At 41.9% G+C, this 15,830-nt stretch carries 14 protein-coding genes; 7 read left to right on the top strand and 7 right to left on the bottom strand.

Features of this window, described 5'->3' with window-relative positions:
- Positions 1–22 precede the first annotated feature (22 nt).
- Together IPM65_00795 and IPM65_00790 are read right to left on the bottom strand one after the other, a co-directional pair.
- Entirely contained in the window at positions 23–475 is a 453-nt protein-coding gene (locus IPM65_00795; protein QQS44130.1) for a flavodoxin domain-containing protein, read from the bottom strand.
- A gap of 123 nt (positions 476–598) precedes the next feature.
- Positions 599–1,291, bottom strand: coding sequence for a hypothetical protein (locus IPM65_00790; protein ID QQS44129.1), 693 nt, complete (start codon positions 1,289–1,291; stop codon positions 599–601).
- A gap of 99 nt (positions 1,292–1,390) precedes the next feature.
- Here IPM65_00790 and IPM65_00785 point away from each other — a divergent pair, with 99 nt between their 5' ends.
- From IPM65_00785 to nth, 7 genes are read left to right on the top strand one after another with little or no spacing between them, the layout of a single operon-like run.
- A complete protein-coding gene (locus tag IPM65_00785) occupies positions 1,391–2,131 on the top strand; it encodes an SDR family oxidoreductase (GenBank protein ID QQS44128.1) in 741 nt (246 codons plus the stop codon).
- Positions 2,128–2,379 (top strand): hypothetical protein, encoded by a 252-nt coding sequence (locus IPM65_00780; GenBank protein QQS44127.1) that lies wholly within the window; start codon positions 2,128–2,130, stop codon positions 2,377–2,379. Before IPM65_00785 ends, IPM65_00780 begins: the two co-directional genes overlap by 4 nt.
- Before the next feature lie 24 nt (positions 2,380–2,403).
- Positions 2,404–3,162 carry a ZIP family metal transporter gene (locus tag IPM65_00775; protein ID QQS44126.1) on the top strand — a complete coding sequence of 253 codons (759 nt, stop codon included), beginning with the start codon at positions 2,404–2,406 and terminating at the stop codon, positions 3,160–3,162.
- A gap of 30 nt (positions 3,163–3,192) precedes the next feature.
- Positions 3,193–4,359, top strand: coding sequence for an AAA family ATPase (locus IPM65_00770; protein ID QQS44125.1), 1,167 nt, complete (start codon positions 3,193–3,195; stop codon positions 4,357–4,359).
- Between the two features lie 22 nt (positions 4,360–4,381).
- A complete protein-coding gene (locus tag IPM65_00765) occupies positions 4,382–6,709 on the top strand; it encodes a hypothetical protein (protein QQS44735.1) in 2,328 nt (775 codons plus the stop codon).
- Positions 6,687–7,508 carry an A/G-specific adenine glycosylase gene (locus IPM65_00760; GenBank protein ID QQS44124.1) on the top strand — a complete coding sequence of 274 codons (822 nt, stop codon included), beginning with the start codon at positions 6,687–6,689 and terminating at the stop codon, positions 7,506–7,508. Before IPM65_00765 ends, IPM65_00760 begins: the two co-directional genes overlap by 23 nt.
- 3 nt (positions 7,509–7,511) lie before the next feature.
- The gene (gene nth / locus IPM65_00755) at positions 7,512–8,168 is read left to right on the top strand and encodes an endonuclease III (protein ID QQS44123.1); all 657 of its coding nucleotides are present in this window, start codon (positions 7,512–7,514) and stop codon (positions 8,166–8,168) included.
- A gap of 3 nt (positions 8,169–8,171) precedes the next feature.
- Here the strand turns inward: nth and IPM65_00750 are convergent, their stop codons facing one another.
- The 5 genes from IPM65_00750 to rpoC form a co-directional block, all read right to left on the bottom strand.
- A complete protein-coding gene (locus IPM65_00750) occupies positions 8,172–8,831 on the bottom strand; it encodes a metallophosphoesterase family protein (GenBank protein QQS44122.1) in 660 nt (219 codons plus the stop codon).
- 58 nt (positions 8,832–8,889) lie between these two features.
- Positions 8,890–10,986, bottom strand: coding sequence for an elongation factor G (fusA, locus tag IPM65_00745; protein ID QQS44121.1), 2,097 nt, complete (start codon positions 10,984–10,986; stop codon positions 8,890–8,892).
- A gap of 100 nt (positions 10,987–11,086) precedes the next feature.
- On the bottom strand, positions 11,087–11,560 hold the full coding sequence (gene rpsG / locus IPM65_00740) for a 30S ribosomal protein S7 (protein ID QQS44120.1): 474 nt from the start codon (positions 11,558–11,560) through the stop codon (positions 11,087–11,089).
- A gap of 117 nt (positions 11,561–11,677) precedes the next feature.
- Positions 11,678–12,094 (bottom strand): 30S ribosomal protein S12, encoded by a 417-nt coding sequence (gene rpsL / locus IPM65_00735; GenBank protein ID QQS44119.1) that lies wholly within the window; start codon positions 12,092–12,094, stop codon positions 11,678–11,680.
- Entirely contained in the window at positions 12,015–15,827 is a 3,813-nt protein-coding gene (gene rpoC / locus IPM65_00730) for a DNA-directed RNA polymerase subunit beta' (GenBank protein QQS44118.1), read from the bottom strand. Before rpoC ends, rpsL begins: the two co-directional genes overlap by 80 nt.
- Positions 15,828–15,830 lie beyond the last annotated feature (3 nt).

The following is a 15,830-nucleotide window of genomic DNA, read 5'->3' as shown; positions in this document are numbered from 1 at the left end:
GCAGTTTCACTTAGGTGATATCTCAAATTGGGGTTACTTGGCTTATTATTTCGTCTGCCCAGGTTTTTGTCTTTCGAATAGCTTCATCAAACGGGCTTGCTTCAATTGTCAGGATAGGGGTAATGACCTGAGCATTCATAGATTCGAGAATTTCTTGTGTCAATTCACCGCTTTTAGCAAATTGAGGATATGCTTTATCGCCTAGTGCAAAAATTGCAAATTTCGTATGATTGCAGGTATGAGCAATCTCCTTGGTCTTTGCAAAAAAGTCTTCTGCTACCGGATTTAACTCCCCGTCACCGTATGTTGATACTCCGAAGAAAATTAAATCATATGATGTGAGGTTATCAGGATTTGTCTCCATGACATCCAATAGATCAACTGCAATGTTTTTTTGTTTAAGATATTGTTTCAGTTCCTGTGCGACGGATGTGGTAGTTCCGTACATACTGGCATAGGCGATCGCAATGTTCATAATAATTTAATATTGTAAACAGGGAAAAAATGGAGGCAAATAAGATAATTCGCCTGCGTAATATCTTACCACGTGAAAAAGCTGATTACTGCTTGTATGACTTTCCAAAGAATCGGCATTTGTTCATTTAAACAATCTCAACGCCTTCAGAAACAAAACACTGGTTTCTGAGCCGATTCGGGATATAATTTTATTTACAGCTCCACCGCTTTCGGGTGATTGAAGATAGTCTCGAGTAAAAACTTTTGGATCAACATATTTCACGTTCTGATTATCGTCTATCATAATATTTCTCGAAAAAAAGAGCGGCAACAAACGGGCGATAGCTTTTGAAGTATTTGAACCTTGTTTATCAGTCCCTCCCACAATATCCAGTGCTTGGCCCTTTTGAAGAAGATTGTTATTAAGTTCAAATATATGTATAAGCTCGTCCAGTGATTCTCCGGGTAAATTCCAGACAGCTCCGCTGTTTTCTTGAAGTGTCTTGCCTGTCACCTTTCCCTGTGCTTCAGAAAAAGTTAATCCGCCATGAGATGATTGATGAATAGCAAATCCGCTTTCCGGCACCGTTTCCGCATGTCCTCCCCGTTGTACCAATTCATTCCGGACAAACTCAATTTGTGCCTTATCGGCTCCGACTTGCTGAATAAGATCATCCAGTTCTACTTCCGTATAGTTTTGTGGCGTCGCATCTTTTTCTTTATATATTTTTGTTACAACAGAACCCTCAGGGTGATCGTAGATATCTCTCGTTTCTCCGCTTCCGACTTTCCTACCTCTTGTAAAGGGTAAGTGGGGATTATCTGCTTCGCTCATAGTTTTTATTCTATCAGGTCAAGACGAATTATCATGAGCTGCTCATTTACTTCCCGTCCTAACAGGTATACAATGAATTATTACCATTTCTTACAGTTTATGAGTATCGAAGGGAAAGTCGTCGTCATTACCGGTGCAAGTGACGGACTTGGGAAATCAATTGCTCTTAAATGTGCAGAAGAGCATGCAAAAATAGCGATTCTTGCGAGATCAGAAGATAAGTTAAAAGAAGTTAAAACGGAATGTGAAAGTCTGGGTGCAGAAGCAGAGTATTATCTCTGCGATGTCAGTGATGCCGCACAGGTTGCGACAACAGTCAGTGCTTTGAAACAGCAATTCGGGAGGATTGATATTCTCATCAACAATGCCGGTATCTGGGCAGCGGGCCCGATTGAAAGCTATTCAGTTGAGAAAATCGGTGCCCTTTTTGCAACAAATACTCTCGGAACCATTTATATGACACGCGCGATTGTCCCTGTCATGAAACAACAATCTGCAGGACAAATACTGAATGTTATGTCAATTGCGGGTGTTGAGACAAAAGACGCTTACGGAATTATTTATACGGCAACAAAACATGCTCTTCATGGATTTACCGAAACGCTGAAAGAAGAATTAACGGGTAATGGTATCAAAATCATGGGATTCTATCCGGGAGGAATGGCTACCAATATTTTGAAAGCTGCCGGAATCGATATGCCGTCTTCGGCAGAACTGTCAATGAACACCAAAGATATCGCTAACATTGTAGTATTCGTTCTTGAACAGCCGGAAGATGTAGTAATAGATCACTTTGAAGTAAGAAAATTTATAGGCAAAAAGGAAGGTGAACAGAAATGACACAAATATTTACGGCAATACAGGCTAAAGACATCGGAGACAGACTCGGCATGGATTGGAATACCTATGATTTGGAACAGTTCCGAATGGGACTTGAAGTAGAGATGGAGCATGGATTGCATGACAAAGAAACGAATGTCACAAACGATGATCTCCAGATGACAGGAAAAATTGCCTGGGCTCATTTGAAAGAAATTCCTGACTACTACACGAGGCTTAAGAACATGGAGCAGGAAGCAGGATCATAAGGAATTTGATTGTATAATGCATGCATGGATTTTTTTCTTCCTTTTTCTCTATCTCTTATTGCCGGTCTGTCTACGACAGCAGGCGCCGGATTCCTATTCCTGTATCGGAATATATCAAACAACACCCTTCATTTCTTTCTTGGGCTCTCGGCAGGTGTGATGCTGTATTTGTCATTCATTGAACTTCTTCCGGAAAGTATTCAACATATCGGTTTTGCTTTTGGAAACCTACTATTCTTTTCGGGAATATTATTTATGGCTATAGTAGATCGTTTTTTTCCTCATTCCTTGCTCTTTAATACAAATTGTCAAAAAGAACGGTGTGATAATAGACTTTACTCAACAGGTGTTATGGTTGCAATCGGTCTTGCTCTGCATAATTTTCCTGAAGGCGTGACTGTTTTTATGGGGTCATATGTTAATATCGAATTCGGCGCTGTTTTAGCCCTTGCGATAACGCTGCACAACATTCCTGAAGGAATTGCAATTGCCGTTCCGATCCTGGCTGCTACAAAAAGCAAAATGACGGCTTTGAAATACGGTTTTCTGGCAGGAATTATTGAACCAATCGGTGGCCTTTTTGCCTATTTCATCCTAAGACCGTATCTTGAAACAGATCTGGTATATGCGTTATTTGCAGTAGTAGCTGGAGTAATGGTATATATTAGTTTTGATGAGTTGCTACCGGTTTGTTTTAAGTGTGATTTGAAGCATGTGCCAATTGCAGGAATATCACTCGGTATGATATTAGCTGCATTAAGCATACTGTTCCTGAATGGATAACCAAAGGAAAGAAGAGTACAATAATCACCTATGATTACTCTTTCCTCTGATCAAAAGCAGGCACTTGATCTAATCCTTTCATGGTATAAAGATCCGAATAAAAAAAGTTTTATCACACTTGGAGGATATGCCGGAACCGGTAAATCGACTCTCCTTGCACATCTCCGTCGTCAGCTTGATAGTCTGGATCCGAAATTAAAAGTAGGTTTTGTGTCTTATACTGGGAAAGCGGCACGAGTACTACACGGCAAACTTCTAGATGAAGATGTGAAATATAAACAGGATACAGTCGGTACAATCCATTCACTGATTTATTCACCAGTTGTTAATGAGAAAGAAGAGATCATCGGATGGCAACAGAAAGAGGAAATTGATCGAAAGCTCATCATAGTCGATGAAGCTTCAATGGTAGATGGTGTTATCTGGAAACATTTATTGTCCTATAAAGTACCCATTCTGGCGGTTGGGGATCATGGCCAGTTACCGCCTATCCGTGGATCATTTAACCTTATGGACAAACCAGATATTCTTCTTGAACACATTCACAGGCAGGCGGAGAAAAATCCGATTATCGGAATTTCTATTCAAGCACGGGAACACGGGTATATTCGTCCGGGACAATACGGAGGAGGTGTTGTGAAGTACGGGGAAGAAGATCCTGATGCATATCTGGAAATGAACGAGTTACTGCAAAACTACAGTGAAGATACACTTATTCTTTGCGGTTACAATCATACGAGAAAACGGCTAAATTCTCATATAAGACAGGCACTGGGATTTGAGACAGTCAAACCGACTGTCGGAGATAGGGTTATTTGCCTTCGAAATAATCATAAAAAAGGAATATTTAACGGAATGATCGGTACCATTCGGGACATTCAGGAAGAAAATAGTGACTGGTATAGAGCAGAAATTTCAATGGACGGTGAAGATGAGCCGTATTTAGGTCTCATTTCATCCAAACAATTCGGGCACGATTCGGCACTGAACTTTACGAAAGAACGATCACAAATAATGATCGGAGATTTATTTGATTTCGGTTATGCTCTGACAGTCCACAAAGCACAGGGAAGCCAGGCACGAAAAGTTGTTCTCTTTGAAGAGCGTTTCGGAAAAATGAACGATGATGAATGGCGACGATGGTTGTATACAGGAGTGACGCGTGCTGAAGAGGAATTAGTCATTTTTGAACGGTAAATTCTAGTACAATAGAAGAAGTATGAAGCGCTTCATTTCCGTTTTGACCATCATCACTCTTCTAAGTCTGTTTATTGTCAGGCAGAATTCCGCGGTTGAACATGAATTGGATGTGACCGCAGCGATAGATCCGACCGTCAACGATTTTAGTGTTGTTGTTACGGCCTCGAAACCTGAAGGGGGAGAGATTTACCCGACAGAAGTTGTTACCTTTACAATCCAGTACTCAGTAGCTCCAACTACGGGGTTTCCTATGACACTTGTTGCCTCGTGGGAAGAGGGTCTTATTGAAGGAAGCGGATCAAACTACGTGGAGGTTTATGATTATGTCATCGGTTCAGCTACTTTTAGTGATTCCGGAACAGAGCCGGTTGTTGATCTGCTAAACAGAACTATAACCTGGGAAATTGACAGAGTAGACAACAACGGTACTTACCATGAAGTGAGTTTTGACCTGCAGGTAAAGTCATCTTTTCTTACTACAAACAGAATTCTTGTATACACCAATGCGGATGCAACCTATCAAAATGCAGTGCATCCGCAGGTTGAGTATTTGTTGTACGTTGATCCGAATCTGACTCCGACACCTTCTGATTCTCCGACGCCCACACCGACCGATTCGACAGAAAGTCCGACACCGACTGAACCGACAATTACCCATTCCCCGACACCTACCGGTCCGACTGAGACTCCGACACCGACTGAACCGACAATTACCCATTCCCCGACACCTACCGGTCCGACTGAAACTCCGACACCGACTGAACCCACAATTACTCCTTCACCCACAGGTCCGACCCTCACAAATACACCGACAATTACGAATACTCCAACCGTTACGAGAACCCCAACGCCGTCTGCCACCCCTACCGGTCCGACTCCGACTCCTGGGCCTTCGGCAACACCGACACCAAAAGGTTCCATAACTCCGGTTCTTTCTGTGCTTCCTACTCCAAAACCGACATTTAAAGAGTTTAAATTTGAAAAAGTATCTGTAGAGCACGTAGGAGAGGATAATGCGATCTTCACATCAACCACCTCACTCGATGCTACTGTCCTTGTGAGATATGATCTTTGCTCAGCTGATGAGTTTACACAGGAATTAGTACTCGATGAAAATGCAAGATATCATGAAATTGTATTTGAAAACTTGACACCTGATACAGCGTATTGTTTCAAAATTTTTGCAACAAATAAGTTACTGAATAAAACCATAGAATCAGATATTTTTATTTTCAAGACAGCCAAGGAAGGGACGAGCTATCGGGTTTTGTCTACCCGTACTCTTTGGAATAGTTTGCAGCTCAATGCAAAAACTTCCAGACGGCTGGTGGTTCCGAATGATTTGCCGGTAGTTATTGCAGTCGAAATGGATAATCCGGAAAATATCAAAACATTAAAAGGAACATTTGTCAGCAGATCGGTCTTAGGTGTCTCGACAATTGCTCAGAACAATGTGCAGCAGGTACAGTTCACTGAAGTAGCACCGGATACTTTTTCAGCCGAAATCGCAACGCCGGATATTCTGGACAATTATTTCTTTACGCTTGAAATTACCGATAATTTCGGTAAATATTCAAAAACAGTGACTCCTTATTCATTCCTGGTATCAAAACCGCTTAAAGTTGTAGACGGAAAAGAAAAACCGATTGAAGCGACATTTGTTCAGGTCGAACGCTATGAAGAATCCCGTAAACAGTATTATCCTTTCAACTCAGCTTTTTCCTTTCTCAACACCGGAAGAGGACTTTTCCAACCCTTCTATACCGATCACGAAGGGTTATTGAATATTGCCTTACCTCTCGGAAAATATCGGATTACAACTCGTGCAATCGGCTATGCGAATACGACACAGGAATTTCATCTCGGGGAAGAAACACAGAATTATCCGAAAATCACGATGGAGTCACAATTTTCATTTGCAAACACAATTGAATATCTGAAATTCGCGGTTGCAATTGTGTACCAAACGCTTTTTTCAGATATCGGCAGCTACTTTTCAACTCAACTTCTCTTTGCTTTCGGATTGCTGATACAACTTCTAATGCTGGCAATACTGATGCTTTTTGGGTTGGGCCGGATCGGAGTGGTAAACAAAATACACTCGCGTCTCGGTCAATTACTGAAAGACTTTGAAAGAGAATTATTTGAATTATTTATGGGAATATGGTCTCTCATGAACGTCACAGTATCAATACTTTTCGTATTATTCCGCGGTTTTGAAAGTGCATTGCCGTTTATTGTGATGACGGTTATTGTCGGACTTGCAGATATTGCTATATTTCTTTTTAAGGAAAAACGATTATTGAAAGTGCAACAGCAAGAAGATGTCCAACAGTCTCCGAAGTAATAAATCTTTCCAAGCAAAGGTCAGGGATTTTTATCGGGAAAATAAACGTGATCTCATATGGCGTGAGTATATAAATCCATACTGGGTTGTTGTTTCAGAAATAATGCTGCAGCAAACTCAGGTTTCGAGAGTTGCAGAAAAGTTCCCTCATTTTTTAGAAGTGTTTCCCGATTTTAAATCACTAGCCTCGGCTCCTCTTGAAAAAGTGCTTCGTGAATGGCAGGGGATGGGGTACAACAGAAGGGGAAAGTATCTCAGAGAAATTGCAAAAATAATTGTCGAAAAATATGACTCTATCGTACCGAGAGATCCTGGAGTTTTGGAAGAGTTTCCCGGTATCGGACCTGCGACTGCACGGTCTATTGTCGTTTATTCGTATAATATTGCTGAACCGTTTATAGAAACCAATGTCAGACGTGTTTATATTCATCATTTCTTCAGTGACAAAAAAGAAGTATCAGATAGAGACATTATGCCGCTTGTTCGGGAAACGCTTGACAAAAAAAATCCGAGGGACTGGTTTTATGCACTTATGGATTACGGGACCTATTTAGGAAGAACCGTTCCCAATCCGAACTGGAAAAGTAAGCATTATTCAAAGCAAAGTAAGTTTGAAGGTTCGAACAGGCAAGTGCGCGGCGCCGTATTGCGTTATTTATTGAATGAAGGGTCGGCAGAAAGAGAACTTCTTGAAAAAAGATTGGGATTTGAAAAAGCACGATTGTATAATGTGCTCAAGCAGTTGACCTCTGAAGGAATTATTGCAGAGAAAAACGGTGAATACAAAGTTACTACATAGCATATGAATGATCTTGAACTGAAAGGGAAACGGGCAACAGTAATAGTTAAAACATTAAAATCACTGTTTCCTCAGACAAAGTCTGCTCTTAACTATTCAACCCCTTGGGAATTTTTGGTAGCCGTGATCCTTTCAGCTCAGTGCACGGATGCTCGGGTGAATATTGTGACTGAAAAGTTATTTAAGAAATATCCGACAATCGAAAGCTATGCAAAAGCAAACATTACCGAATTCGAGCAGGATATAAAATCGACCGGTTTCTACAAAAATAAAGCTAAAAACGTCCTGGCTACGGCAAAAATTGTGCATGAAAAATACCATGACTCCATCCCGCAAACGATGGAGGAGATGATGACGCTTCCCGGAGTAGCGCGGAAGACAGCCAATGTCGTTCTTGGAAATGCTTTTGGAATAGTGGAGGGTGTAGCTGTTGACACGCATGTGCGAAGACTGTCGAACGTATACGGACTGACAAACGAGTCAGACCCGGAGAAAATTGAAAAGGATCTGACGGCGATTCTGCCAAAAGCAGAATGGACGGAGTTTACTTTAAGAATGATTGATTATGGCCGTAAATATTGTCCAGCCAAGAAACATGATCATGAGCAATGTCCTCTGGTTATCGCACTTCGTGAAGAGCGTATTTATCCGCAAGAATAGTTTTTAATATCTTTCTTTTCTGGGAATAATTTCTCCGTTTTCAATGTAGATGTACTGTGCTAAACCGTGCTTTATTATTCCCGTGTTGTAGAAACGTTTTTTATGATTTATCTCATGAATATGAGTGTGGCCGCAAAAAAAGAGTTCATTATCCTTTAATTCATGTTGTATGCGTTTTTTTACAACTGTATTAAATCCTGAAACAAGTGCCTGATAAAAAGATCCGAAATAACGAATGAACAATCTTTCTAGAGCATCAACCTTACGGACAATTTTGTGAAACTTCGGATCCGTCACATCAGGCTTGGTCTTCTCAAGAGGAAGTATTCTGTGGCCGTGTTCAAAGATAAAGACAAATTCATTTTCCCGAAAAGAATATCTGTCTGTTTGGATGATGGAAAACTCTTTAATTTTTTCCGGATCATTATATTCTTGAGCATCATGATTTCCGAAAATATAAACAGCTTGTTTTTCTTTAAGAAGCGGAAACAAGTTTCTCCATTCAGAAGCATAGAATTCATCAAACGTCAGGAGAAAGCCTTCCCAAAAATCACCGTTTATAATGACACGGTCAGCATCATTGATGATACGGCTAAGCAATGCAAATTTCTTTTCATCAAAGGGAAGATCGAGATGTGTATCAGAGATGACAAGTGTTTTCATAAACCCTCCGTAAAAACGGCAATACATTTATTCTACAGCTTTCCGCATGAAACAGGGCTTATTTATTCTGCATTGAGGCGATGATATTCTTCGGGACTTCCTCATAGTGAGAAGGTTCCATATAGAATACTCCCCGACCTTCAGTAAGCGATCGAAGGACGGTCGCATATCCTGAAAGTTCAGCAAGAGGGGCATAGGCCTTGATGACAGTAACACGATTTCGTTTTTCCGTTCCGAGGACTTTTCCTCTTCTGCTTGAGACGTCGCCGATTGCAGTGCCCATAAACTCATCAGGGACTGTGATTTCAAGTCTCATAATAGGCTCAAGAAGGGTTGCGCCTCCTTTTTCAACACCGTCCTGCAATGCCATAGTTCCTGCGATCTGGAAGGCGATATCCGATGAGTCAACATCATGATAGCTTCCGTCATAGAGTGAAACTTTCAAGTCAGTAATCGGGAATCCGAGAAGGACACCTTTATCAAGAGCCGATCTGACACCTTTTTCAACTGAAGGAATAAACTCAGACGGAATTGCTCCTCCTTTAACATTATTTTCAAAGATAAAACCCTCACCGCGACCGAGAGGTTCAAGCTTCAGCAAACAGTGTCCGTATTGACCGTGTCCTCCGGTCTGTTTTATATATTTCCCTTCCGCATCTGCAGGTTGTGTGATCGTTTCTTTATATGCGACTTGAGGACTTCCGATATTTGCCTGAAGGCCCATTTCCCGCTTCATACGATCCACAAGGATCTCCAAATGGAGTTCTCCCATTCCTGACATAATAGTCTGATTTGTTTCGTGGTTTACTTTTACCTGGAATGTCGGATCCTCATCTGAGAGTCTCTGCAATGCATAGGAAAGTTTTTCCTGATCGGATTTTGTTTTCGGTTCGATAGCAAGGGAAATAACCGGTTCAGGGAATGTAATAGATTCAAGAATGACGGGATTATCTTCGTCAGCCAATGTGTCGCCGGTCTTTGTTTCTTTCGGACCGACAAGTGCGACGATTTCTCCTGCATATGCTTCTTCGATTTCTTCGCGCTGATTTGCGTGCATAAGAAGAAGACGGCTTACTCGTTCTTTTCTACCTGTAGTGACATTGTATACATATGAACCCGATTTCAGAACACCTGAGTAGATGCGGGTATATGTAATTTTACCGACATGAGGATCAAGTTGGATTTTGAATGCAAGAGATGAAAAATGCTCTTTCGGATCAAGCTGTCTTGTTAGTACCTCTTCTGTTCCCGGTTTTGTGCCGTGAACTTCCTTCAGATCTTTCGGCGAAGGAAGGTAATCAACGATAGCGTCAAGTACGGGCTGGACTCCTTTATTTCTAAGTGATGTTCCGGCATAGATCGGTACTATCTTGTATCCGATAACTGCTTTTCTTAGTGCCGCTTTCATTTCTTCAACAGTAGGTTCTTCTCCTGCAAGATATTTTTCAAGCAGAGCATCGTCCTGTTCTGCGATTTGCTCGATCATTTTTGCACGATATTCAGTTACTTTTCCTTTGACTTCTTCAGGGATTTCATCAACAATATCGTATTCGATACCTTTTTCATCTTTTCCCCAAATCAGTGCCTTCATCGTCATGAGGTCGACCACACCGCGGAATGTATCTTCGGATCCGATTGGATACACCATGACAATAGGATGAGCTCCGAGTCTTTCTTCAATTTCTTTAACCGTACCTTCGAAGTTCGCACCAAGTTTATCCATCTTGTTGATAAAAGTGATACGCGGAACTTTATATTTATCAGCCTGGCGCCATACTGTTTCCGACTGACTCTGCACTCCTTCTTCTGCATCAAACACGACGACTCCACCGTCAAGAACACGGAGTGATCGTTCGACTTCAGCAGTAAAATCTACGTGGCCCGGAGTATCAATAATGTTGAATCGGACATCTTTCCAGAACGTCGTCGTTGCAGCAGAAACGATGGTGATACCGCGCTCACGTTCCTGTTCCATCCAGTCCATCTGTGTATTTCCTTCGTCAATGTCTCCGATCTTGTAGCTTCTTCCCGTGTAAAAAAGAATTCGTTCAGTTGTTGTTGTCTTTCCCGAATCGATATGTGCAATAACACCGACGTTGCGGATTTTGTCTTGTGGGACATTGCGGTTTTTTGTTGTAACGACGTTTTGGGCCATATGTTTTTTTAAATTCTAAAATAGGAAAATCGAAATTCTAAATACCCAATTCAGTTTCATTATGGGATTTTAGAATTTCGAAATTCAGGATTATATTATCTTACCACTTTAAGTGAGAGAATGCCTTATTCTGATCTGCAAGCTTCTCGGTCTGTTGTTTTTTTGCAACAGCCTGTCCTTGATTTTTTGCGGCTTCGACAATTTCGGATGTCAGTTTGTCTTCAAAAGAGTGAAACTCTTTGTTTGATCTTGAACGTGCTGCCTCTAAAATCCAGTTCAGAGCAAGGTGAAGTTTCCGCTCTGAACGGACTTCGGTCGGGACAAGGTATGAAGCTCCTCCCAATCTTCTCGGTCGGACTTCACGATCCGGAGTCACGTTAGCAATTGCTTTATTTAAGGTAATCAGTGCATCATTATCTTCTTTCTGAAGATTTTCGAGTGTCTTGTACACAATTTTCTGTGCGACTGATTTCTTTCCATCAAGCATGAGATAGTTGATGAGTTTTGCAACTTCATAACTATTGTAGACTGGATCTGCATCCGGTTGTCGTCTTTTGTATTGATGTCTGGGCATTGTTGTTACTAATAAACTTGTTAGTTCGTAGGCGGTAGGTAGTAGCTTGTTGGTATTTTGTATATCTGTAAATGCAATATGCTTTCTACAGCCTACAGCCTACTACCTACAAGCCATTTACTTCTGTTTCGGTTTTTTTGTACCGTATTTTGATCTTGATGTTGTTCGTTTATCAACTCCGGTTGTGTCGAATTTGTTGCGTACAACATGGTATTTCACACCCGGAAGATCTTTCACACGGCCTCCTCGAACGAGTACGATCGAGTGCTCAGCAAGGTTGTGACCGATACCCGGAATGTAGGCAGTTACCTCCATTCGGTTGGAAAGTCGGACTCTTGCTACTTTTCGAAGGGCGGAGTTCGGCTTTTTTGGTGTCATGGTACGTACGATAGTACACACACCGCGCTTCATCGGACTGTCGTTATCTACATATCGTCGTTTGACTGCATTGTAGTTAGACTTCAGTGCCGTTGCTCTCGATTTCCGTATTTTCTTCAATCGGCTTTTCCTCACCAGTTGGTTGATCGTTGGCATATTGTGTTTTAGCTTGTGAATAATATTTTGTAATTAAGTCTTGTGTGACAGGTATTAGACGTCCAATTATAACATTCTCTTTCAGTCCTAGCAAGCCGTCTACCTGACCTCTGATGGCCGCTTTTGAAAGAACATTAGTTGTCTGCTCAAACGATGCGGCTGACAACCAGGAGTCTGTATAAATGGCAGCTCGTGTTATTCCGAAAATAGTGACTTTTCCGACCGCCGGTTTTCCTCCGACAGCGATTGTCTTCTTGTTCTCTTCATCAAATTTGACGCGTGATACCACTTCATTTTTTGTAAATGAAGTATCTCCTTCGTCTTCGATGACGACCTTGTCACTCATCTTGCGGATGATCACTTCGAAATGTTTATCATGGATCCCGATACCCTGTGATTCATATACTTTCTGGACTTCATTCAAAAGATATTGCTGAGCATAGTGCAAACCTTTGATACTCAAAATATCCTTGATATTCAGGTACCCTTCAGAAAGTTGTGTTCCTTCCGGTACCATATCGCCGTCTGAAACTTTCAGTTTCTGAGTTGTCGGAATACTGAATTCCTGAGCTTCGTCTTCTTCACCGTTAGTCGGTGTGACTTTGACGATAAACATATCACGGTCTGTATCTTCAGTGACGGAAACTTTTCCGGCAATTTCTGTGATAGGTGAGACGACTTTCGGATTTCTTGTTTCGAAGAGTTCTTCAACTCTCGGTAAACCCTGGGTCACGTCTGAGATGACGATACCTCCGAAGTGGCGGACACGCATCGTAAGCTGTGTACCAGGCTCCCCGATGGACTGTGCCGCAAGTACTCCTGCCGGTACTCCGATCTCTACTACATCCTGAGTTGAAAGATCGAGTCCGTAACACTTCTGACAAATCCCTGTTTTTGATTTACAGAAAAGAGGGGTTCGGACAGTAACACGTTCAATTTCATTATCTTTCACTAGTTTGAGTTCTGCTTCACCTATAAGAGTTCCTGTTTCGATTAGTGTCTTTTTCCCTTTCATTACAGGCTCTGCCGTATATCGTCCTTCAATTCTGAGCATCATTTTGTCACCGCGTTCTCCTTTTGATTCAACCAGAAGGCCTGTGGCAGTGCCGCAGTCTTCTTCGCGAATAATCATGTCATGAGCGACGTCATGAAGTCTTCGGGTCAGATAACCGGCGTCGGCTGTCTTCAACGCTGAGTCAGTCAATCCTTTCCGGGCTCCTCGTGCGGAAACTACGTATTCAAATACGTTCAACCCTTCACGATAGTTAGATTTTGTCGGGACCTCAATAATTTTTCCCATCGGGTCGACGACAAGTCCTTTCATAGCTGAAAGCTGTTTCAGCTGTTCACGGGAAGCACGGGCTCCTCCTGAACGGATGATAATCTTGACGGGATTTTCCTCATCAATAGCATCCCAGGTTTTGTCGGCAAGCTTTTCCGTGATATCAATCCACAGTTTGTTGCTGATGCGTTTCTTTTCATCAAGTGTCAACAGTCCCTGATTGAAGTTGTCCTGGATATTCGTAACTTCTTTTTCAGCTTCTGCAATGATTTTGTCTTTGTCTTCGATGATCTTGCAATCAAAGATTGAAACTGAGAGACCGCATGAAACGGTTGCACCCCAGAATCCGAGATCTTTGATGCGATCGATGATAGCACCGACTTCTTCCTGTGATAGGAATTTCATCGCTTTCACGACGATAGCTTTAATATCGCCGGCTGTGACATCTTCATTTACATATTGAAGTTCCTGCGGAAGTGTCTCGTTGAATAAGATTCTTCCGATTGAAGTTACCATAGTTTCACCGTTGATTCTTACTCGAATCGGCTGGCGAAGAGTGATTCTGTCAAGGTGATAATTGCTCAATGCTTCTTCAGAAGTTGCAAAGATTCTCATTTTTTCTTCAGAAGACTCAGCATGTTTATCAAGCGTTGTCAGATAATACACACCGAGAGCCATTTCCTTGTTCGGGATGACGATCGGTGATCCGTCTGCCGGCTTCAAAAGGTTGCGGTAAGGCAACATGCGGGCTTTTACTTCATCAATTGCCTGTTGTGAAAGAGGCACAAAAACTCCCATTGCGTCTCCGTCGAAGTCTGCATTGTATCCTGAACAGACTGTCGGATGAAGCTTGATAGCATTGTCATCAGTCAAAACCGGGAAGAATCCCAAAATTGACAGTTTGTGGAGTGTCGGAGCACGGTTCAGAAGAACAGGATGATTTTTGGTAATTTCTTCCAAAATATCATAAATCTCCGGCGGTCTTTCTTCGAGGAAGTTCTTAGCACTTTTGATATTCGGTGCCAGTCCTCGGATGATGATTTCGTGTAAAAGATACGGCTTAAAAAGTTCAAGAGCCATTTCCTTCGGAATACCGCATTGATCGATACGAAGTTCCGGACCGACGATAATGGTGGAACGGCCTGAGTAATCAACACGTTTTCCGAGAAGGTTCTGTCGGAAACGTCCCTGTTTTCCCCGCAAGACATCAGAAAGAGATTTCAGTTTCTTTGCTGATCTTCTTGTTTGAGCACGTCCCCGTGATTTCTGAAGGTCGAGAAGTGAGTCAACGGATTCCTGAAGCATTCGTTTTTCATTTCTCAAAATGATTTCCGGTGCTCCAAGCTCAATAAGTTGTTTTAATCTTATATTTCTGTTGATGACGCGTCTGTAAAGATCATTCAAATCAGATGTCGCAAATTTTCCTCCCGGAAGCTGGACCACAGGTCGCAAATCCGGCGGAATGACGGGCAGAACAGAGATCATCATCCATTCAGGTGATGTCCCGCTTTTGATGAATGATTCAAGTATTCTGACCTTCTTCAGAAGTTTGCTTCTTTTTTCACCGCGTGTCTTTGAAATTTTACTCATTGTTTCTGAAATGAGTTCTTTAAGATCCTGTTTTTTGAGGAGATCCTGGATGACTTCCGCACCCATGCCGACTTCTACAAAGTCAGCAAGATCATAATCCTTAAGGAAAAGATAATCTTCTTCTTCAAGAGTATCAAGCGGTCTCAGGGTTTTGACAACTTTGGTCAGACGATCATACATTGCGACATATTTTGATTTCCGGTCGATAAAACGATCAGAAAGACGTCGGAATGCATCCCGTTCTTTGATATCAACTTCCTGCATAGCAAGATCTCGCTGTTCAGGATTTGAGATTTTCTTTTCAACACTTTTCTTTTCTTTATCGTAGGTTTCTTTCAGTTTTTTCTTTTCTCCTTCGTACCATTCTTCCTGTTTTTTGACTTCTTCATCCTTCAGTTTTTCAAGTGCCTGTGCGACTTCTTCCTGTCGTTCTTTGTTGACACCGGTGACGAGGAACAGAGCATAATAGACAATTCTCTCCATGGTCTGAGTCGGGATGTCGAGAATGACACTCAAAGGATTTGAAGCACCTTTGAAGTACCAGATATGTGCGACAGGTGTTGCAAGTTTGAGATGTCCCATGCGTTCACGTCGAACGACAGAGGAGGTGACTTCAACTCCGCAACGATCACAGACGATTCCTTTATATCTTATTCTTTTGTATTTTCCGCAGTAACATTCGTAATCTTTTGTCGGTCCAAAGATTCGTTCATCAAAAAGACCGTCTTTTTCGGGTCGGAATGTTCGGTAGTTGATTGTTTCAGGTTTGGTGACTTCACCGTGTGACCAGCCCAAGATATCCTCAGGTGAGGCGAGTCTGATTTTCAAACCGGAAAAATCCAGCATTTGCATGTCATCCATAAT

The sequence above is a fragment of the Candidatus Roizmanbacteria bacterium genome, assembly GCA_016700135.1.
GTDB lineage: Bacteria > Patescibacteriota > Microgenomatia > UBA1406 > GWC2-37-13 > UBA1450.
The sequence above is the reverse complement of the archived record's forward strand: the minus strand, read 5'-3'. Positions and strand labels throughout refer to the sequence as shown.